The organism is Streptomyces sp. NPDC048111 (assembly GCF_043202815.1).
Classification (GTDB): domain Bacteria; phylum Actinomycetota; class Actinomycetes; order Streptomycetales; family Streptomycetaceae; genus Streptomyces.
On the sequence record NZ_JBIDBD010000034.1, the window covers coordinates 22,282 to 40,519 of the forward strand.

Sequence of the window (18,238 nt, forward strand, 5' to 3'; positions counted from 1 at the left end):
TGTGCGGCCCCGGTCCTGGGTTGGCTGGTGGGCGGGTGTGCCGGACGCCGTGGCGGGTGCGCGTGGTGCGCGACCGTCCGCCGTGGCGGGCCGGTCGCGCGGATCCCCGCGCCCCGTGCGGGGCGTTCAGCTCAGCCGCGTCGCCATCGCATGCCGTTGACCTGGCCCGGTTCCGAGCCGATCACGTACCGCACCCGCCGTCCGTGCACCCGGCGCGCCGGAGCGCGGCAGCCGCGGGGGCGGCAGCCGGGGGCGAGACGGGCGGCGAGGGACACGGGGTCAGCTCCGCCCGTGGCGCAGGGCCGGGTGGGCGCCGGCGGCGACCAGGTCGGCGACGGCCGCGCGCGGGTCCTTGCCGGTGACCAGGGACTCGCCGACCAGCACCGCGTCGGCGCCGGCGTTGGCGTACGCGATCAGGTCGTGCGGGCCGCGCACGCCGGACTCGGCGATCTTCACGATGTGGTTCGGGATCTCGGGGGCGACCCGCTCGAAGGTGCCGCGGTCGACCTTGAGGTCCTTCAGGTTGCGCGCGTTGACGCCGATGATCTTGGCGCCCGCGGCCACCGCCCGCTCGACCTCGTCCTCGTCGTGCACCTCGACCAGCGGGGTGAGCCCGATCGACTCGGCCCGCTCGATCAGCGACTCCAGGGCCGGCTGGTCCAGGGCCGCCACGATGAGCAGCACCAGATCGGCGCCGTGCGCACGGGCCTCCCACAGCTGGTAGGCGGTGACGATGAAGTCCTTGCGCAGGATCGGGGTGTCGACCTTGGCGCGCACGGCCTCCAGGTCGGCGAGCGAGCCGCCGAAACGGCGCTGCTCGGTCAGGACGGAGATGACGGACGCGCCGCCCGCCGCGTAGTCGGCGGCCAGGGCCGCGGGGTCGGCGATCGCGGCGAGCGCGCCCTTGGAGGGGCTGGAGCGCTTGACCTCGCAGATGACCTTCACGCCGTCCCCGCGCAGGGCCGCGACGCCGTCGCGGGCCGCGGGGGCCTTGGCGGCGCGCTCCTTGAGCTCGTCGAGGCCGACGCGCGCCTGCCGCTCTGCGAGGTCGGCGCGGACGCCTTCGATGATCTCGTCGAGCACACTCACGCGAGCGGCCCCCTTCCGGGACGGTGATGTCGGTCAGGACGAGGGTGACCCTCCACAGCGGTCACGATCAGCCATGACGATGGTATCCGCACCGGGGCGAAGCGAGCGCATCCGGTTGACTCGCATCCCAGGAAGTGGGACGCGACCTGCGGGTTTGCCGGTCCGTCATGGGGCGAGCACAGAGCCGAACGGCAGGTTCCGGACCACCGAGAACACCACGACGACCGTTCCGATCAGCCACCACTGGCGGTCGCCGACCGCGATCCGCAAGGGCAGCCCGCGCGCCGAGCGCACCGCCCACAGGACCCACACCGCGGCGAAGACCAGGTATCCGGCGACGGCGAGGGCGTTGGAGTGCACGGCGGCGGCGAAGTGCCCGGTGACGAAGTCGTGGGCGCTGCGCAGGCCGCCGCAGCCCGGGCAGTAGAGGCCGGTGAAGCGCAGGAGCGGGCAGACGGGGTAGTGGCCCGGCTGGTTCGGGTCCACCAGGCCCACGTAGGCGAAGGCGGACGCCACCGCGCCGAGGGTGCCGAGCGGCACGAGCAGCCTGCGCAGCGGGGTGGCGGGGCCGGCCTGCCGGGCCGGGCGCGGCGGCGGGGCCGGGGCGGCCCCGGGTGCCGGGTGCGGCGGCGGGGACGGGGCGGCGGGGACGGGGTGCGGCTGGGCTTGGTCCACCGGGTGATTGTGCCCGTTCATGGGAAAAGGCGCAGCCCGTGGGGGCTGCGCCTGACGAGGATGGCGCGGGTCAGCCGGCCTGGGCCTCAAGGCGGGCGCGCACCTTGGCGGCGGCGTCCTCACGCATGCGCGTGATCTCCGGCGTGTCCTTCGGGGTGCCGAGGCCCGCCATCTTCATGACGCCACCGACGACGGCGGCGATGCCGAGGAGTGCGATGCCGGCCCAGAAGCCCACCGGGTTGGCGGCCACTATGAAGACGCAGGTCACGCAGAATCCGATGAAGGCAATGATGACACCGGTCCAGGCTGCCGGGGTGTGGCCGTGGCCGCTCTTCGCCATGGGGGTTGCTCCTCGTGGGTGTTTCCGTTGGTCGTCGTCGCTGTCGGCGCTGTCATCGGCCCGGCCCCGGCGGCTTGCGCCGCGACCGCTGCCGTCGAACCCGGCGCTCGACAGCCATTGTCCCGCACGCCGGCGGGTGGGTGAGTGCGGGGGTCAGCTCTCGCGCGTCGGGTCCTCGCCGCGGTCGAGTGCCTTCCAGAGTTCCTCGGGCCGCTCCGGGTCGGGCGCGGTGCGCGCCTTGCGCGGGCGGGGGCTGCCGTCGCGTTCGTAACGGCCGCCCATCGCGGGCCAGGCCGCGCCGAAGCGGAGGGCGAGGAGCCCGGCGAGCAGCAGCAGGACGCCGCCCGCGACGGCGACGTAGGGCCAGCCGGTGTGGGTGAGCGTGTCGACGGTGGCGGCGGCGTCGCCGCTGGCCTTGGCGGCCTTCTCGTCGAGGGCGGCGCTGTCGCCGACGCCGAGCCAGGCGGTCGCGGCGGCCCCCGCGCCGCTCAGCGTGAGCAGGGCCGCGACCACCAGGCGGCTCGCACCGCGCACCGCGAAGACCGCGACCAGGGCGGCGAGCCCGACGATCGCGAGCGCGGAGGGCACCCCGGTGATGTCGCCGCCGGAGGCCTTCAGGGGCAGCGCGCCCCCGCCGACGGCGGCGTTGCCGTGCGCCCAGGTCTGCCCGGAGGCCATGAGGACGACGGCGGCGCCGACGGCGCCGGCGAGCAGTGCGGCGGCCAGGCTGCGGCGGCCGCCGCCGCGGGCGGACGGCGCGGTGGCTTCGGCACGGGGCTGGGGTACGGATGCGGCACTCACGTACTCCACTATCGCCTGCGCGCGGCCAGGAGTGTCACCCGGGGCCGTTTTTCGCGCCGTTCCCCGCGCCCCTGGGCCCCGTCGGTCAGGTGCGGGCCGTGGTCGCTACTCGCGCAGTTCCCCGCGCCCCTGGGCCCCGTCGGTCAGGTGCGGGCCGTGGTCGCTACTCGCGCCGTTCCCCGCGCCCCTCAACCCCCGGTCAACTGCGGACCGCGGTCGCTTCCCGCGCAGTTCCCCGCGCCCCTCAACCCCCGGTCAACTGCGGACCGCGGTCGCTTCCCGCGCAGTTCCCCGCGCCCCTTAACCCTCGGTCGTCCGCGGACCGTGGGCGCTGCTCGCGCGCGAGGCGTCGGGGCGGGGGGAACCCGGGGGCGTCAGCGGGACAGGTGGTTGGCTGTGTTTACCGCGCGCAGGACCGCCGCCGCCTTGTTGCGGCACTCGTCGTCCTCCGCCACCGGGTCGGAGTCGGCGACGACGCCGGCCCCGGCCTGCACATAAGCGGTGCCGTCCCGGAGCAGGGCGGTGCGGATCGCGATCGCGGTGTCGGAGTCCCCGGCGAAGTCGAGGTAGCCGACGCAGCCGCCGTAGAGCCCGCGGCGGCTGGGCTCCAGCTCCTCGATGATCTGCATCGCCCGGGGCTTGGGGGCCCCGGAGAGCGTGCCGGCCGGGAAGCAGGCCGTCAGGACGTCGAAGGCGGTGCGTCCCTCGGCGACCCGGCCGGTCACGGTCGACACGATGTGCATCACATGGGAGTACCGCTCGATCGACATGAAGTCGACGACCTCCACCGAGCCCGGTTCGCAGACCCGGCCCAGGTCGTTGCGGCCGAGGTCGACGAGCATGAGGTGCTCGGCGCGCTCCTTGGGGTCCGCGAGCAGTTCGTCGGCGAGCGCCTGGTCGCGCTGCGGGGTGGCGCCGCGCGGCCGGGTCCCGGCGATCGGGTGCAGCATCGCGCGGCCGTCCTCGACCTTGACGAGCGCCTCGGGGCTGGAGCCGACCACGTCGAAGCCGTCGAAGCGGAACAGGTACATGTACGGCGACGGGTTGGTGGCGCGCAGCACCCGGTAGACGTCCAACGCACTGGCGTGGCACGGGGTTTCGAAGCGCTGCGAGGGCACCACCTGGAAGGCCTCGCCGGCCCGGATGCGCTCCTTCACGTCCTCAACGGCGGCCTGGTAGGCCGGGCCGCCCCAGCGCGCGGTGTACTCGGGGAGTTCGGACGGGGGCAGCGCGACGGGCGCGTGGTCGGTGGGCCTGGCGAGGTCGGCCTCCATCGCGTCGAGCCGCGCCACGGCGTCCGCGTACGCCTCGTCGACCCCGGTGTCGAGGTCGTTGTGGTTGATCGCGTTGGCGATGAGGAGGACCGAGCCGTCCCAGTGGTCGAGGACCGCCAGGTCGGAGGTGAGCAGCATGGTCAGTTCGGGGAGCTGGAGGTCGTCGCTCCCGTGCTCGCCGATCCGCTCCAGGCGGCGCACGATGTCGTAGCCGAGGTAGCCGACCATGCCGCCGGTGAAGGGCGGCATCCCGGCGACCAGGTCGCGCGGGGTGTGCAGGGCCTCGACGGTGGCCCTCAGGGCGGCCAGAGGATCACCCGAAGTGGGGACGCCGACGGGCGGAACACCGATCCAGTGGGCCTCGCCCTCGCGCACGGTGAGGGTGGCGGCGGAGCGTACGCCGACGAAGGAGTACCGCGACCAGGAGCCCCCTCCCCCACCGCCAACAGCGTGGGAGGTGCCCCCGTCGGCCGATTCCAGCAGGAAGGTGCCGGGCCGCTCGGCGGCGAGTTTGCGGTAGAGGCCGACCGGGGTGTCGCCGTCCGCGAGGAGGCGGCGGTGCACCGGGATGACCCGACGGTCGACGGCGAGCTTGCGGAAGGTGTCCAGGTCCACGGCTACTTCCCCAGGTCGAGTACGTCGGCGTCGAAGCAGGTGCGGTCCCCGGTGTGGCAGGCGGCGCCCACCTGGTCGACCTTGACCAGGACGGTGTCCGCGTCGCAGTCCAGGGCGACCGACTTCACGTGCTGGACGTGCCCGGAGGTGTCCCCCTTGACCCAGTACTCCTGACGGCTGCGCGACCAGTACGTGCAGCGGCCGGTGGTCAGGGTGCGGTGCAGGGCCTCGTCGTCCATCCACCCGAGCATGAGCACCTCGCCGGTGTCGTACTGCTGGGCGATGGCCGGGACCAGACCGTCGGCGCTGCGCTTGAGGCGGGCGGCGATGGCGGGGTCGAGATTGCTGGTCATGCCCCCATTCTGCCGTGGCCGCGAGGCCCTCCGGGCGGTGCGTCCACTGTCCGGACGAGGCGGGCGGCCGTACGCTGGCGGACATGTCGACCCATGCCAAGCGTGAACGGCTTCTGCTCGCCGACCTGTTGGAGGCGGCGGGCCCCGAGGCACCGACCCTGTGCGAGGGCTGGACGGCCCGCGAACTCGCGGCCCATGTGGTGGTGCGCGAGCGACGGCTCGACGCGGCGGGCGGGATCCTGATCGGCGCGCTCAAGAACCGCCTCGACCGGGTCCAGGCCGAATTCGCCGCGAAGCCGTACGAGGAACTGATCCAGCTGATCAGGACCGGTCCGCCCAAGTTCTCTCCGTACAGCCTCAAGCAGGTCGACGAGGGGGCCAACGCGGTGGAGTTCTACGTCCACGCCGAGGACGTCCGCCGGGCCCAGCCGGACTGGTCGCCCCGCGCGCTCGACCCGGTGTTCGCGGACGCGCTGTGGTCACGGCTGGAGAAGGCGGCCCGGCTGATGGGCCGCCGCTCGCCGGTGGGTCTTGTGCTGCGCCGTCCGGACGGCCAGACGGCGGTCGCGCACAAGGGCACCCCGGTGGTGACGATCACCGGCGAGCCGGGCGAGTTGACGCTGTTCGCGTACGGGCGCCAGGAGGCGGCGCAGGTCGAGATCGAGGGGGACAAGGAGGCCTCGACGCGGGCCATCGAGGCGAACCTCGGCCTTTAGGCCGCCCGGCATCCGCAGGCACCCGCAGGCATCCATAGGCACCCGGCGCCCCGGCGCGCGCGGGGCCCGGTGTCAGCGCGGGAGTTCGGCGCGGCGCAGCTGGGCGGAGGCGAGGCCGGTCAGCGCGCCCGCCGCGCACACTCCGGCGCTGGCCAGGAACACCGGCGTGGTGCCCCAGAGCCCGATGGCGGCGCCCGCCAGGGGGTAGCCGAGCGGGGCGACGCCCATGGTGAACAGGGAGGCCACCGCGGTGACCCGGCCGAGGTAGGCGGGTTCCGTGGCGGTCTGGGTGAGCGCCCCGCACAGGGCGCCGCTCAGCCCGGCGAGCAGCCCGATGCACACCCCGGCGACCGCGGCCCACGCCACCGAAGGGGCGAAGGCGAGGCCCGCGATGGCCGTGGTGCCGCCGAGCAGGGACACGGGCAGCACGAGCCCGGCGCGCGGGACGCGGCCGCGCACCGACAGCAGCAGTGAGGCGGCCCCCGCGCCCGCCCCGAACGCCGCGACGATCCAGCCCATGCCCGCCGCGCCCCACGCCCGTTCCTTGGCGAGCAGGGTGAGCCCGATGTTGAGCGGGGCGGCGAAGCCCAGCTCGCCGACGGCTATGACGATCATCAGCGGGGCGAGCGTGCGGTGGCGGCGGATGTAGCGCAGGCCGTCGGCCAGTTCGCGCAGCGCCGGTTCCTTGGCGCGCTGTCCGTCGCCGTCCAGGCGGGCGATGCGGACCCGGACCAGCAGCACGGTCGACACCGCGAACAGGCCGCCCGCCACCGCGAAGGTGGCCGCCGTCCCGCCGAGCGCGACGGCGAGCCCGCCGAGCGGGGCGCCCGTGATGTTGGCGATCCGCGCCGAGAGCCCCTTGAGGCCCTGCACCCGGGCGAGTTCGCCGGGCCCGGTGATCCTGGGCGGCAGCGCGCCGAGCGCGGGCAGCAGCACCGCGTCCACCGCGCCGAAGACGAGTGCCAGCACGATCAGGAGCCACAGGTGGGGGCCGGTGAACAGCAGGACCGCGGCCATGCCCAGGATGATCAGGCTGCGGGCCGCGTCGCTGCCGATGACGACTCGGCGCGGCCCGAACCGGTCGGCGACCACTCCCCCGCCGAGCATCAGCAGGGCCCGCGGCACCGCGCCGACCGCGAGCACGAGCCCGGCCTGGCCCGCGCTGCCGGAGCGGGCCGCGGCCCAGGCCAGCGCCATGTAGTAGACGCTGTCGCCGACGAGCGAGGAGGTGTGGGCGGCCAGCCACCGCAGCACGTTGCCGTCCCGGTGGGCGGGGCGGGCGGGGGTGGGAGCGGGCGGTATGAGGGTGCTGGTCGACATGGCGGGCCTCTCGGACGGTGGGGCGTGCGGCGGGCTCAGACGCGGAAGGGGAAGCCGTACAGGTGGACCGCGGTGTTCTCGCGGCCCTCGGTGTCGCCCGCGGCCGTCGCCGCCTCGCCGAGTTCCTTGTACTTGCCGAGCACGGCCTCCAACTCGTCCTCCAGCTCGCGCAGTTGGGCCGGGGTGAGATGCAGGGCGTACTCGCTGCTGAAGGCGGCGCCGGTCCATTCGGCGCTCCAGCCGGCCATCTCGTCCAGGAAGGCGCGGTAGAGCTCCATGCGCTGCTCCACCAGGAGGCGGGTGACCGAGGTGTGGGCGGCGATCTGTTCGGGGGCGTCCTTGAAGTCCTCGTGGCGGTAGCTGATCCCCTCCGAGGCCGGCCGCCACCACCGCTCGCGCCCGTCCCTGCCCTGCGCCTCGGCCTCCTCGATGAGGCCGTGATCGGCGAGCTTGCGCAGGTGGTAGCTGACCAGCGAGACCGCCTCGTCGACCTGGTCCGCGAGCTGGGAGGCGGTGGCGGTACGGGCGATGTACAGAGCGCGGTAGAGCTTCATGCGCAGCGGGTGACCGAACGCCTTGAGCGTGTCGATGTCGGTGATGCGGCGGCTGCCCTCGTGTGCCATGCCCTCAGCGTAGATAAGAAAGAAAACTTGCGCAATATAAGTTGCGCAATAAACGCTGCGCATCCCCGTACGAAGCAGGGCCCGGAGCTGCACGCCCCGGGCCCTGCTTCGTACGCTCGTGTGCTCGCGCGGTCCAGGCTCAGCGGACCGGGTGGCCCGCCTTCGCCAGGGTCTCCTTGACCTCCGCGATGCGCAGGTCGCCGAAGTGGAAGACGGAGGCGGCCAGCACCGCGTCCGCGCCCGCCTCGACGGCCGGCGGGAAGTGGTCGAGGCGGCCCGCGCCGCCGGAGGCGATCACCGGCACGGTGACGTGGCGGCGGACGGCCGCGATCATCTCCGTGTCGTAGCCGTCCTTGGTGCCGTCCGCGTCCATCGAGTTGAGCAGGATCTCGCCCGCCCCCAACTCGGCCGCGCGGTGCGCCCATTCGACCGCGTCGATGCCGGTGCCCTTGCGACCGCCGTGCGTCGTCACCTCGAAGGAGCCGGACGCGGTGCGCCGGGCGTCGACCGACAGGACGAGCACCTGGCGCCCGAAGCGCTCGGCGATCTCGCGGATCAGCTCGGGGCGGGCGATGGCGGCGGTGTTCACACCCACCTTGTCCGCGCCGGCCCGCAGCAGCTTGTCCACGTCATCGGCGCTGCGCACCCCGCCGCCCACCGTGAGCGGGATGAAGACCTGCTCGGCGGTGCGCCGCACCACGTCGTAGGTGGTCTCGCGGTTGCCGGACGAGGCGGTGATGTCGAGGAACGTCAGCTCGTCCGCACCCTCCGCGTCGTACAGCTTGGCCATTTCGACGGGGTCGCCCGCGTCGCGCAGGTTCTGGAAGTTGACGCCCTTGACGACCCGGCCGCCGTCGACGTCCAGACAGGGGATCACCCGTACCGCGAGGGTCATGGCGCCACCGGCTTCCGGTAGGCCTCGACCTCGACCTCGACGACCAGGCTCGGGTCGACGAAGCCCGACACGATCAGCATCGTGGCCGCCGGGCGCACCGCGTCGAAGAGCTCCTTGTGGGCGCGGCCCACATCTTCCACGTCCCGGGCATGGGTGAGGTACATACGGGTGCGGACCACGTCCTGGGGGCCGAGGCCCACGGACTCCAGCACCTCGAGGGCGACGCGGAACGCGGTGAGCGTCTGCTCGTAGGGGCCGCCCTCGTCGATGCGGCCGTTGACCGTCGACGTACAGCCGGACACCAGGACGAGGCCGCCCGGGAGTTCCACGGCGCGGGAGTAGCCGAAGCGCTCCTCCCAAGGGCCGCCCGAGGAGATCCTGCGGATCTCGTCGCTCATGCCGTCACCACCTTGAGTGCCTCTTCGAGCGTGAAGGCCTCGGCGTACAGGGCCTTGCCGACGATCGCGCCCTCGACGCCCAGCGGGACGAGTGCGGAGATCGCCCGCAGGTCGTCCAGGGAGGAGACGCCGCCGGAGGCGACGACCGGCTTGTCGGTGGCCGCGCAGACGTTCCTCAGGAGCTCCAGGTTGGGGCCGGTCAGCGTGCCGTCCTTGGCGATGTCGGTCACCACGTAGCGCGCGCAGCCCTCGGAGTCCAGGCGGGCCAGCGTCTCGTACAGGTCGCCGCCGTCGCGCGTCCAGCCGCGGCCGCGCAGCGTGGTGCCGCGCACGTCGAGGCCGACCGCGATCCTGTCGCCGTACTCGGCGATCACCTTGGCGACCCACTCCGGCGTCTCCAGGGCGGCGGTGCCGAGGTTGACGCGGGTGCAGCCGGTGGCGAGGGCCGCCGCCAGGGTGGCGTCGTCGCGGATGCCGCCGGACAGCTCGACCTTGATGTCCATGGCGCCGGCGACCTCGGCGATCAGCGCCCGGTTGTCGCCCGTGCCGAAGGCCGCGTCCAGGTCGACCAGGTGCAGCCACTCGGCGCCGGAGCGCTGCCAGGCCAGGGCCGCCTGGAGGGGCGAGCCGTAGGAGGTCTCGGAGCCGGACTCGCCGTGGACCAGGCGTACGGCCTGGCCGTCACGGACGTCGACGGCGGGGAGGAGTTCGAGCGAGGCGGCCATCACAGGGTTCCGATCCAGTTGGTGAGCAGCTGGGCTCCGGCGTCGCCGGACTTCTCGGGGTGGAACTGGGTGGCCCACAGCGCGCCGTTCTCCACCGCGGCGACGAACGGCTCGCCGTGGGTGGCCCAACTGACCCTGGGGGCACGGATCTTGGGGTTGGTGACTTCGAGGTTCCAGTCGTGCACGGCGTAGGAGTGCACGAAGTAGAAGCGGGCCTCGTCGTCCAGGCCGGCGAACAGCTCGCTGTCCTTCGGCGCGTCGACGGTGTTCCAGCCCATGTGCGGTACGACCGGGGCCTTGAGCGGCGCCACGACTCCGGGCCACTCGTCCAGGCCCTCGGTCTCCACGCCGTGCTCGATGCCGCGCTCGAAGAGGATCTGCATGCCGACGCAGATGCCCATGACGGGCCGGCCGCCGGAGAGCCTGCGGCCCACGATCCAGTCGCCGCGCGCCGCGCGCAGGCCCTGCATGCAGGCGGAGAACGCGCCGACGCCGGGTACCAGGAGGCCGTCGGCGTTCATGGCCCGGTCATAGTCGCGGGTGATCTCCACATCGGCCCCGACGTGGGCCAGGGCCCGCTCGGCGGAGCGGACGTTGCCGAATCCGTAGTCGAAGACGACGACCTTCTTGGCGGGTGCGCTCATGACCAGACGTCCAGTCGCAGGATGCCGGCGGCCAGGCACATCACGGCGCCGATGGAAAGAAGCACGATCAGGCTCTTCGGCATCCCCTGCTTGACGAAGGAGATGATTCCGCCGATCAGGAAGAGGCCGACCACGATCAGGATGGTGTTGAGACCGTTCATGCTTTACAGGGCACCCTTGGTGGAAGGAAGGATTCCGGCAGCGCGCGGGTCACGCTCCGAGGCGTAGCGCAGCGCCCGCGCGAGCGCCTTGAACTGGCACTCCACGATGTGGTGGGCGTTGCGTCCGTACGGTACGTGGATGTGCAGCGCGACCTGCGCCTGGGCGACGAAGGACTCGAAGATGTGCCGGGTCATCGTCGTGTCGTACGAGCCGATCATCGGCGCCATGTTCTCGGGCTCGGTGTGCACGAGGTAGGGGCGGCCCGACAGGTCGACGGTCACCTGGGCGAGCGACTCGTCCAGCGGCACGGTGCAGTTGCCGAAGCGGTAGATGCCGACCTTGTCGCCGAGGGCCTGCTTGAAGGCGGCGCCGAGCGCGAGCGCGGTGTCCTCGATCGTGTGGTGGGTGTCGATGTGCAGGTCGCCGTCGGTCTTGACCGTGAGGTCGAACAGGCCGTGGCGGCCGAGCTGGTCGAGCATGTGGTCGTAGAAGCCGACCCCGGTCGACACATCGACCTTTCCGCTGCCGTCGAGGTCGATCTCGACGAGGACGGACGTCTCCTTGGTGGTGCGTTCCACCCTGCCAACGCGGCTCATGCGCTCTGCTCCTTCTTGAGTTGACGGACCGCGTCGAGGAACGCGTCGTTCTCGGCCGGGGTGCCCGCGGTGACCCGCAGCCATCCCGGTACGCCGTTGTCCCGGACGAGGACGCCCCGGTCGAGGATCCGCCGCCAGACGGTGTGGCTGTCCTCGAAGCGGCCGAACTGGACGAAGTTGGCGTCCGACTCCGTCACCTCGTAGCCGCTCGCGCGCAGCTCGGCGACCAGGCGGTCGCGCTCGGTCTTGAGCTGCTCGACGTAGCCGAGCAGGGTGTCGGTGTGCTCCAGGGCCGCCAGCGCGGTCGCCTGGGTGACGGCCGACAGGTGGTAGGGCAGGCGCACGAGCTGGACGGCGTCGACCACCGCGGGGTGCGCCGCGAGATAGCCGAGGCGCAGCCCGGCCGCGCCGAACGCCTTCGACATGGTGCGCGAGACCACCAGGCGGGGGCGGCCCTCGATGAGCGGGAGCAGCGAGTCGCGGTGGCTGAACTCGACGTAGGCCTCGTCCACGATCACCATCGACGGCTTCGCCGCCTGGGCCGCCTCGTACAGCGCGAGGACCGTCTCGGCGGCGACCGCGGTGCCGGTGGGGTTGTTGGGCGAGGTGATGAAGACGACGTCCGGGGCGTGCTCGGCGATGGCCCGCTCGGCGGCGGCCACGTCGATGGTGAAGTCCTCGTTGCGGGGCCCCGACAGCCAGCCGGTGCCGGTGCCGCGGGCGATCAGGGCGTGCATCGAGTACGAGGGCTCGAAGCCGATCGCGGTGCGGCCGGGGCCGCCGAAGGTCTGCAGCAGCTGCTGGAGGACCTCGTTGGACCCGTTGGCCGCCCACACGTTCTCGACCGCCACCGGGTGCTTGCCGGTGCGGGTGAGGTACTTCGCCAGCTCGGTGCGCAGTTCCACCGCGTCGCGGTCGGGGTAGCGGTTGAGGCCGCGGGCCGCCTCGGCGACCCGCTCGGCGATCCGCGCGACCAGGGGCTCGGGCAGCGGGTACGGGTTCTCGTTGGTGTTCAGCTGGACGGGGGTGTCCAACTGGGGCGCGCCGTAAGGGGACTTGCCGCGCAGCTCGTCCCGTACGGGGAGGTCGTCGATGGTCGTCGCGCGACCGGCGTTCGTCCTGCGCTCGATGCCGGTCATGGGCTCGGCGCCGGCCGCGCGCTCGGCGTTCGTCATGGGCTCGGTGTCGGTCATGCGCTCGGCACCTTCCATCCGAAGCGGGCCTTCAGGGCGGCGCCGTGCGCCGGCAGGTCCTCGGCCTCGGCGAGCGTCACCACGTGGTGGGTGACCGCCGCGAGCGCGTCGCGCGTGTAGTCGACGATGTGGATGCCGCGCAGGAAGGACTGCACGGACAGGCCCGAGGAGTGGCAGGCGCAGCCGCCGGTGGGCAGCACGTGGTTGGAGCCGGCGCAGTAGTCGCCGAGCGAGACCGGGGCCCAGGGGCCGACGAAGACCGCGCCGGCGTTGCGGACCCGGTCGGCCACCGCGACGGCGTCGGCGGTCTGGATCTCCAGGTGCTCGGCGCCGTACGCGTCGACGACCTTCAGGCCGTCCTCCAGCGAGTCGACCAGGACGATCGCGGACTGGCGCCCGGCGAGCGCCGGCCTGATCCGGTCCTCGACGTGCTTGGTGGCGGCGACCTGCGGCTCCAGCTCCTTCTCCACGGCCTCGGCGAGCGCGAGCGAGTCGGTGACGAGCACGGCGGCCGCGAGCGGGTCGTGCTCGGCCTGGCTGATCAGGTCGGCGGCGACGTGCACCGGGTCGGCGGTGTCGTCGGCGAGGACGGCGATCTCGGTCGGGCCCGCCTCGGTGTCGATGCCGATGCGGCCGGTGAAGTAGCGCTTGGCGGCGGCGACCCAGATGTTGCCGGGGCCGGTCACCATGTTCGCGGGCGCACATCCGTCGGGGCCCGTGGTGCCGTACGCGAACATCGCGACGGCCTGGGCGCCGCCGGCCGCGTACACCTCGTCGATGCCGAGCAGCGCGCACGCCGCCAGGATCGTCGGGTGCGGGAGGCCGCCGAACTCCTTCTGCGGCGGGGAGGCCAGCGCGATCGAGCCGACGCCCGCCTCCTGGGCCGGGACCACGTTCATGATCACGGAGGACGGGTAGACCGAGCGTCCGCCGGGCGCGTAGAGGCCCACCCGGTCGACGGGCACCCACTTCTCGGTGACCGAGCCGCCGGGCACCACCTGGGTGGTGTGGGTGGCGCGGCGCTGGGCGCGGTGGACGATGCGGGCGCGCCGGACGGACTCCTCCAGGGCGGCCCTGACCTGCGGGTCGAGGTCGGCCAGGGCCTGCTTGAGCGCCGCCGCGGGCACCCGCACGCGCTCCAGCTCCACCCCGTCGAACCGCTCCGCGTACTCGATCAGCGCCGCGGTGCCGCGATGATGCACGTCCTCGCAGATGGGCCGCACCTTCTCCAGGGCGGCTTCCACGTCGAACTCGGCACGGGGCAGCAGGTCGCGCAGGGCGCCACCCTCGGGGAGGGTGTTGCCGCGCAGATCGATTCGGGAGATCACATCACCAATTCTCTCAGACGGCTCCGGAGCACTGGACGCCTGTATCAGTGGCTGATACGCGCCACGGACATCACACCCCGTCACCCACGGCGACTAGCGTTCCTCCTGTCGGGGTGGACGGGGAGGGGGACGCATTGACCGAGGCGCCCGATCTGGGGGAGGCACCGGACTGGCTCAGTCCGGCGGAGCTGGGCATGTGGCAGGCGTTCCGCAACGGCAGTACCTACGATCTGCGCACCCGCAATCCGGTGCGCGACGATCCGTTCGCGGCGCGGCCCTGGGGGCCGGAGCGGAGCGTGCGGGCCAGGGTGGTGGCGCTGCTCCTGCTGAGCGGGCCGCCCGCGCTGCCGGGCCGGGTCGCGGCTCTGAAGCTCAACGGCGTGCAGATCACCGGCACGCTCAATCTGTCCGGCGGCACGGTCACTCCGTACGTGGAGCTGAACAACTGCCGCTTCGAGAACGAGGTGCTGCTCCCCGAGGCCCACTTCACCACCGTGCGCCTGGTGAGCTGCGCGATCCCGCGCCTGGAGGCGGCCCGGCTGACCACCGAGGGCGACCTCCACCTGCCGCGCTGCCGGGTGGCCGGCGGCATCCGGCTGACCGACGCGCACATCGGCACCGACCTCCTCCTCAGCCAGGCCGTGGTGCACGCCGACCGCAACGGCCGCTCGATCGCGGCCGACGGGCTCTCGGTCGCCCAGGACCTCCAGGCCGATCTGATCGAGTCGTACGGGGAGCTGAGCCTGCGGGCCGCGAAGATCGGCGTGACGCTCAGCCTGCGCGGCAGCCGCCTGATCAACCCGGACGGCCGGCGCGCCCTCAACGCCCCGCAGCTGACCGTGGAACGCACCCTGTACCTGACCTCGGGGGCCGTCTACCCGAGCGGCAACCAGGCGGGCACCACTCCCCCGTACGGAACGAACTACACCAACACGCCCGTGCGGGGCACTCTGATCCAGCCGTTCGAGTGCCGGGGCGGACTGCGCCTGGACGACGGGCGGTTCGGGGACGCGGTGGACCTGGCCCAGTCCCGCGTGGTGATGACCGACACCCAGGAGCTGTCGCTGCGCCGCATCCAGACGCCGGAGCTGCGCTTCACCGGCCAGCACCCCGAGCGCGGCAAGGTCGTCCTGTCCGGGGCCCGGGTGGTCAACCTGGTCGACATGGCGGACAGCTGGCCCGGGCCCGGCCATCTGACCATGAACGGTTTCGCCTACGAGAACCTCATCCCGATCGGCGCCTTCAGCCTGGCCGAGCGCCTGGACTGGGTGACCGCGGCGACCCCGGAGTACGCGCCCGAGCCCTATGAGCGGCTCGCCGCGGTGCTGCGCGCCAGCGGTGAGGACGCGGACGCCCGCGAGGTGCTGCTCGCCAAGCAGCGGCGCCGCCGCGAGACGCTGCCGCTGGCCGGGAAGGCGTGGGGGGTGCTCCAGGACCTGACGGTGGCGTACGGCTACCGGCCGGGCCGGGCGGCGCTGTGGATGGCCGTCCTGTGGGCGGCGGGCACGCTCGCCTTCTCGCACTACGACCCGCTGCCGATCAAGGCGGACGAGCACCCCGACTGGAACGCCGCGCTCTACTCGCTCGACCTCCTCATCCCGGTGGTCAACCTCGGGCAGGACGGCTACTGGAAGCTCTCCGGAAGCTGGCAGTGGGCCTCGGCGCTGCTGATCATGCTGGGCTGGATCCTGGCGACGACGGTGGCCGCGGGCGCCTCGCGGCTGCTGCGCAGGGGCTGAGCCGGGGGCCCGTCCGCAGCGTTTTCGCGGGCTGTGCGCGAGGTCTTCACCGGTCCCCCGCGAGGCCCGGGCGGCCGAATTTGCCGGGCCTTGACCCCGCGTCGTACAACCCTCACCACCGATACAGAAGCTTCACAGTGACCCCCCTGGCGCCGCCCCCACCTGCGGATTTCAATGGTCCACACCATGACATTCGTATCCGCGCTGATCCGCACCGCACGGCGGGCCAGGCACCTTCCGGGGCGCTCGGCCGCGTTCGAGCAGGGCATGCCCCGCGCGCTTCTCGCCGCGGGCCTGCCCGACGGCCGCGAGGTGCTCCTGGACGCGCCCGACGCCCGGCTCGGACCCGCGCTGGTCTCGGCCGCGGTCGGCCAGTACGAGGCGGCGGCGAAGCTTCTCGCCACCACCCGCGAGCTGGCCGAGTGGGAGAACCGCGACCGCTACACGGTCCGCCTCGCCGCCTTCGCGCTCAGCAGGCCCGACTGGCTCGCCCAGTGGCTGGCCGACGCCCCGCGCGACCCGGACGCCCTGCTCGTCAAGGCCGAGCTGGCGATCGTGCGGGCCTGGGGCTCGCCCGCCCGGGCCGAGCGCCTGCGCGAGGTGGCCCCGCTGATCCACTCCGCCGCCGAGGGCGACCCGGCCGACCCGGTGCCCTGGCGCATCGCCCTCGACCACGCCCGCGGCACCCATGCCCCCCACACCGTCTTCGAGGAACTGTGGGGCGAGGCCATACACCGCTCCTCGCACCACTACGGCTGCCATGTGGCGGCGCTCCAGTACCTCTCCGCCCAGTGGTACGGATCGCACCGCGAGTGCTTCGACTTCGCCGAGCGGGCCGCCGAGGACTCGCTGCCCGGCTCCCTGATCCGCGCGCTGCCGGCCCGCGCGGCCTTCGCGTACCTGGTGGACGGCGGGGGCCGGGCGATCGGGTACGAGCGGATCGACGCGGCGGCCGACCTCGCCATCGAGCTGTCCGCCGCCTACGAGCCGGGCGATCCCTGGCCGGCCGAGGTCCGCAATCTGCTGGCCTACCTCCTGGTGGTGCGCAGGCGCTGGCCGGAGACCCTGGAGGAATTCCGGCGTATCGGGCCGTATGCCACGTCCTTCCCCTGGCTGCACCTGGCCGCCGATCCGCTCGGCCAGTTCCTGGAACTGCGCGAGTTCGTCCGTACCGAGGTCGCCGCGGGCACGCCGTGGGGCCGGGAGCGCCCCAGGCCAGGACGAGCCCGTTCCGACGGCCATTACGCTTGAGCGTTGTGACCACCGCACGCCTCCCCCTCTTCCCGCTCAACTCGGTCCTGTTCCCCGGCCTCGTCCTGCCGCTGAACATCTTCGAGGAGCGCTATCGCGCCCTGATGCGCGATCTGCTGAAGACCGGCCCCGACGCATCCGGCACCGCCGAGGACGAGTCCGGCGACGAGCCGCGCCGCTTCGCGGTCGTGGCGATCCGCGACGGGCGGGAGGTCGCGCCGACCGCCCCCGGGCTGCCCGACCAGACCGCCCAGCCCGAGAAGGGCCCGGCCGCCGGCTTCGGCGCCGACCCGATCCAGGCCTTCCACCCGGTGGGCTGCATCGCGGACGCGGCCACGATCCGGGAACGTTCGGACGGCAGCTTCGAAGTGCTCGCCACCGGCACGACCCGCATCCGCATCCTGTCCGTGGACGCGAGCGGCCCGTATCTGACGGCCGAGTACGAAGAGGTCCCCGAGGAGCCCGGCGAGGAGGCGGGGGCGCTGGCCGAGGGCGTGCTGCGCGCCTTCCGCTCGTACCAGAAGCGCCTCGCGGGCGCCCGGGAGCGCTCGCTCGCCGGCACCGCGGACCTGCCCGACGAGCCCTCGGTGGTGTCCTACCTGGTCGCCGCGGCCGCGGTCCTGGACGTGCCGGCCAAGCAGCGCCTGCTCCAGGCGCCCGACACCGCGACCCGGCTGCGCGAGGAGCTGCGACTGCTGCGTGCGGAGACGGCGGTCATCCGCCATCTGCCCTCGCTGCCCGCGGTGGACCTCACCCGCAATCCGACCAGCCCGAACTGAACGGGCGCCCCGCGCACCGACCGAGCGACCGACCCAGGGGAGGGCCGTCGTGGCCAAGAAGAAGCAGCAGAGCGGGGGCACCCCGGCGACGGTGGCGCTGACGGCGGCGGGCACCGCCTTCACCGTGCACGCCTACGAGCACGACCCGGCCGCCGCCTCCTACGGCGAGGAAGCGGCCCAGGCGCTCGGGGTGAGCGCCGAGCGGGTGTTCAAGACGCTGGTGGCCGATGTGGACGGCGAGCTGACGGTGGCGGTGGTGCCGGTCGCCGGCTCGCTCGACCTCAAGGCGCTCGCCTCGGCGGTCGGCGGCAAGCGGGCCGCGATGGCCGACCCGGCGGCGGCCGAGCGCACCACCGGCTATGTGCGCGGCGGCATCTCGCCGCTGGGCCAGCGCAAGAGGCTGCGCACGGTCCTGGACGACTCGGCCTCCGCGCACGCCACGATCTGCGTCTCGGCGGGCCGGCGCGGCCTGGAGGTCGAGCTGGCCCCCGCCGATCTGGCGGCCCTCACCGGGGCCCTGCTCGCGCCGATCGGGCGCGGCTGAGGGCCCGCTCGACGGCCGCCGGGAGCCCGGCCCCGATCTGGCGCGTTCAGGGGCTCGACGGGCCCGCCGCCCTCGACTAGAACCCGGGGGCGGGAGGTACGCCCATGTCGAAGCGGACCCGCAAGCGCAAGTGGCGCATCAAGAAGGGCCGGGCCAACCACGGGAGGCGCCCGGCCTG

The 18,238-nt window shown here is 73.2% G+C and carries 22 protein-coding genes; 5 read left to right on the forward strand and 17 right to left on the reverse strand.

Features of this window, described 5'->3' with window-relative positions; all coding sequences use genetic code 11:
• Positions 1 to 131: 131 nt before the first annotated feature.
• From trpM to hisI, 7 genes are all read right to left on the reverse strand, one after another.
• On the reverse strand, positions 132 to 275 hold the full coding sequence (trpM, locus tag ACGF3I_RS31260; protein ID WP_393137952.1) for a tryptophan biosynthesis modulator TrpM: 144 nt from the start codon (positions 273 to 275) through the stop codon (positions 132 to 134).
• 4 nt (positions 276 to 279) lie between these two features.
• On the reverse strand, positions 280 to 1,089 hold the full coding sequence (trpC, locus tag ACGF3I_RS31265; protein WP_393137953.1) for an indole-3-glycerol phosphate synthase TrpC: 810 nt from the start codon (positions 1,087 to 1,089) through the stop codon (positions 280 to 282).
• Positions 1,090 to 1,254: 165 nt separating this feature from the next.
• Complete coding sequence (locus ACGF3I_RS31270; RefSeq protein WP_393137955.1) at positions 1,255 to 1,785, reverse strand: DUF2752 domain-containing protein; 531 nt, start codon at positions 1,783 to 1,785, stop codon at positions 1,255 to 1,257.
• A 49-nt stretch (positions 1,786 to 1,834) separates the two neighbouring features.
• The gene (locus ACGF3I_RS31275; RefSeq protein WP_393137956.1) at positions 1,835 to 2,104 is read right to left on the reverse strand and encodes an HGxxPAAW family protein; all 270 of its coding nucleotides are present in this window, start codon (positions 2,102 to 2,104) and stop codon (positions 1,835 to 1,837) included.
• 153 nt (positions 2,105 to 2,257) lie between these two features.
• The gene (locus ACGF3I_RS31280) at positions 2,258 to 2,914 is read right to left on the reverse strand and encodes a TIGR02234 family membrane protein (protein WP_393137958.1); all 657 of its coding nucleotides are present in this window, start codon (positions 2,912 to 2,914) and stop codon (positions 2,258 to 2,260) included.
• A gap of 365 nt (positions 2,915 to 3,279) precedes the next feature.
• Positions 3,280 to 4,794, reverse strand: a complete 1,515-nt coding sequence (locus ACGF3I_RS31285; protein ID WP_393137960.1) for an anthranilate synthase component I — start codon at positions 4,792 to 4,794, stop codon at positions 3,280 to 3,282.
• Between the two features lie 2 nt (positions 4,795 to 4,796).
• Positions 4,797 to 5,147 (reverse strand): phosphoribosyl-AMP cyclohydrolase, encoded by a 351-nt coding sequence (gene hisI / locus ACGF3I_RS31290; RefSeq protein WP_189961144.1) that lies wholly within the window; start codon positions 5,145 to 5,147, stop codon positions 4,797 to 4,799.
• 83 nt (positions 5,148 to 5,230) lie between these two features.
• Between hisI and ACGF3I_RS31295 the strand changes: the two genes are divergently transcribed.
• Positions 5,231 to 5,863 carry a TIGR03085 family metal-binding protein gene (locus tag ACGF3I_RS31295; RefSeq protein WP_393137963.1) on the forward strand — a complete coding sequence of 211 codons (633 nt, stop codon included), beginning with the start codon at positions 5,231 to 5,233 and terminating at the stop codon, positions 5,861 to 5,863.
• A gap of 72 nt (positions 5,864 to 5,935) precedes the next feature.
• Here ACGF3I_RS31295 and ACGF3I_RS31300 read toward each other — a convergent pair whose 3' ends face one another.
• From ACGF3I_RS31300 to hisD, 10 genes are all read right to left on the reverse strand, one after another.
• A complete protein-coding gene (locus tag ACGF3I_RS31300) occupies positions 5,936 to 7,183 on the reverse strand; it encodes an MFS transporter (RefSeq protein WP_393137965.1) in 1,248 nt (415 codons plus the stop codon).
• 35 nt (positions 7,184 to 7,218) lie between these two features.
• Positions 7,219 to 7,806, reverse strand: a complete 588-nt coding sequence (locus tag ACGF3I_RS31305) for an ArsR/SmtB family transcription factor (protein ID WP_393137967.1) — start codon at positions 7,804 to 7,806, stop codon at positions 7,219 to 7,221.
• 139 nt (positions 7,807 to 7,945) lie between these two features.
• Positions 7,946 to 8,701 carry an imidazole glycerol phosphate synthase subunit HisF gene (gene hisF, locus ACGF3I_RS31310; protein WP_393137969.1) on the reverse strand — a complete coding sequence of 252 codons (756 nt, stop codon included), beginning with the start codon at positions 8,699 to 8,701 and terminating at the stop codon, positions 7,946 to 7,948.
• Positions 8,698 to 9,099 (reverse strand): RidA family protein, encoded by a 402-nt coding sequence (locus ACGF3I_RS31315; RefSeq protein WP_393137971.1) that lies wholly within the window; start codon positions 9,097 to 9,099, stop codon positions 8,698 to 8,700. The genes hisF and ACGF3I_RS31315 overlap by 4 nt, the downstream gene beginning before the upstream one ends.
• Positions 9,096 to 9,824: a bifunctional 1-(5-phosphoribosyl)-5-((5-phosphoribosylamino)methylideneamino)imidazole-4-carboxamide isomerase/phosphoribosylanthranilate isomerase PriA gene (gene priA, locus ACGF3I_RS31320; RefSeq protein ID WP_393137973.1), complete on the reverse strand. Its 729-nt coding sequence runs from the start codon at positions 9,822 to 9,824 to the stop codon at positions 9,096 to 9,098. Before priA ends, ACGF3I_RS31315 begins: the two co-directional genes overlap by 4 nt.
• Entirely contained in the window at positions 9,824 to 10,468 is a 645-nt protein-coding gene (hisH, locus tag ACGF3I_RS31325) for an imidazole glycerol phosphate synthase subunit HisH (RefSeq protein WP_393137975.1), read from the reverse strand. The genes priA and hisH overlap by 1 nt, the downstream gene beginning before the upstream one ends.
• Positions 10,465 to 10,629: a hypothetical protein gene (locus ACGF3I_RS31330; RefSeq protein ID WP_053727806.1), complete on the reverse strand. Its 165-nt coding sequence runs from the start codon at positions 10,627 to 10,629 to the stop codon at positions 10,465 to 10,467. The genes hisH and ACGF3I_RS31330 overlap by 4 nt, the downstream gene beginning before the upstream one ends.
• 3 nt (positions 10,630 to 10,632) lie before the next feature.
• Positions 10,633 to 11,226 (reverse strand): imidazoleglycerol-phosphate dehydratase HisB, encoded by a 594-nt coding sequence (gene hisB, locus ACGF3I_RS31335; RefSeq protein ID WP_393137977.1) that lies wholly within the window; start codon positions 11,224 to 11,226, stop codon positions 10,633 to 10,635.
• On the reverse strand, positions 11,223 to 12,365 hold the full coding sequence (locus ACGF3I_RS31340; protein WP_393138019.1) for a histidinol-phosphate transaminase: 1,143 nt from the start codon (positions 12,363 to 12,365) through the stop codon (positions 11,223 to 11,225). Before ACGF3I_RS31340 ends, hisB begins: the two co-directional genes overlap by 4 nt.
• 50 nt (positions 12,366 to 12,415) lie before the next feature.
• Positions 12,416 to 13,747: a histidinol dehydrogenase gene (gene hisD, locus ACGF3I_RS31345; RefSeq protein ID WP_393137979.1), complete on the reverse strand. Its 1,332-nt coding sequence runs from the start codon at positions 13,745 to 13,747 to the stop codon at positions 12,416 to 12,418.
• A 134-nt stretch (positions 13,748 to 13,881) separates the two neighbouring features.
• Here hisD and ACGF3I_RS31350 point away from each other — a divergent pair, with 134 nt between their 5' ends.
• From ACGF3I_RS31350 to ybaK, 4 genes are all read left to right on the forward strand, one after another.
• Positions 13,882 to 15,486: an oxidoreductase gene (locus tag ACGF3I_RS31350; protein WP_393137981.1), complete on the forward strand. Its 1,605-nt coding sequence runs from the start codon at positions 13,882 to 13,884 to the stop codon at positions 15,484 to 15,486.
• A gap of 174 nt (positions 15,487 to 15,660) precedes the next feature.
• Entirely contained in the window at positions 15,661 to 16,737 is a 1,077-nt protein-coding gene (locus ACGF3I_RS31355; protein ID WP_393137983.1) for a hypothetical protein, read from the forward strand.
• A 5-nt stretch (positions 16,738 to 16,742) separates the two neighbouring features.
• Entirely contained in the window at positions 16,743 to 17,516 is a 774-nt protein-coding gene (locus tag ACGF3I_RS31360) for an LON peptidase substrate-binding domain-containing protein (protein ID WP_393137985.1), read from the forward strand.
• A 49-nt stretch (positions 17,517 to 17,565) separates the two neighbouring features.
• Positions 17,566 to 18,060, forward strand: coding sequence for a Cys-tRNA(Pro) deacylase (gene ybaK, locus ACGF3I_RS31365; RefSeq protein ID WP_393137987.1), 495 nt, complete (start codon positions 17,566 to 17,568; stop codon positions 18,058 to 18,060).
• Positions 18,061 to 18,238: the final 178 nt, after the last annotated feature.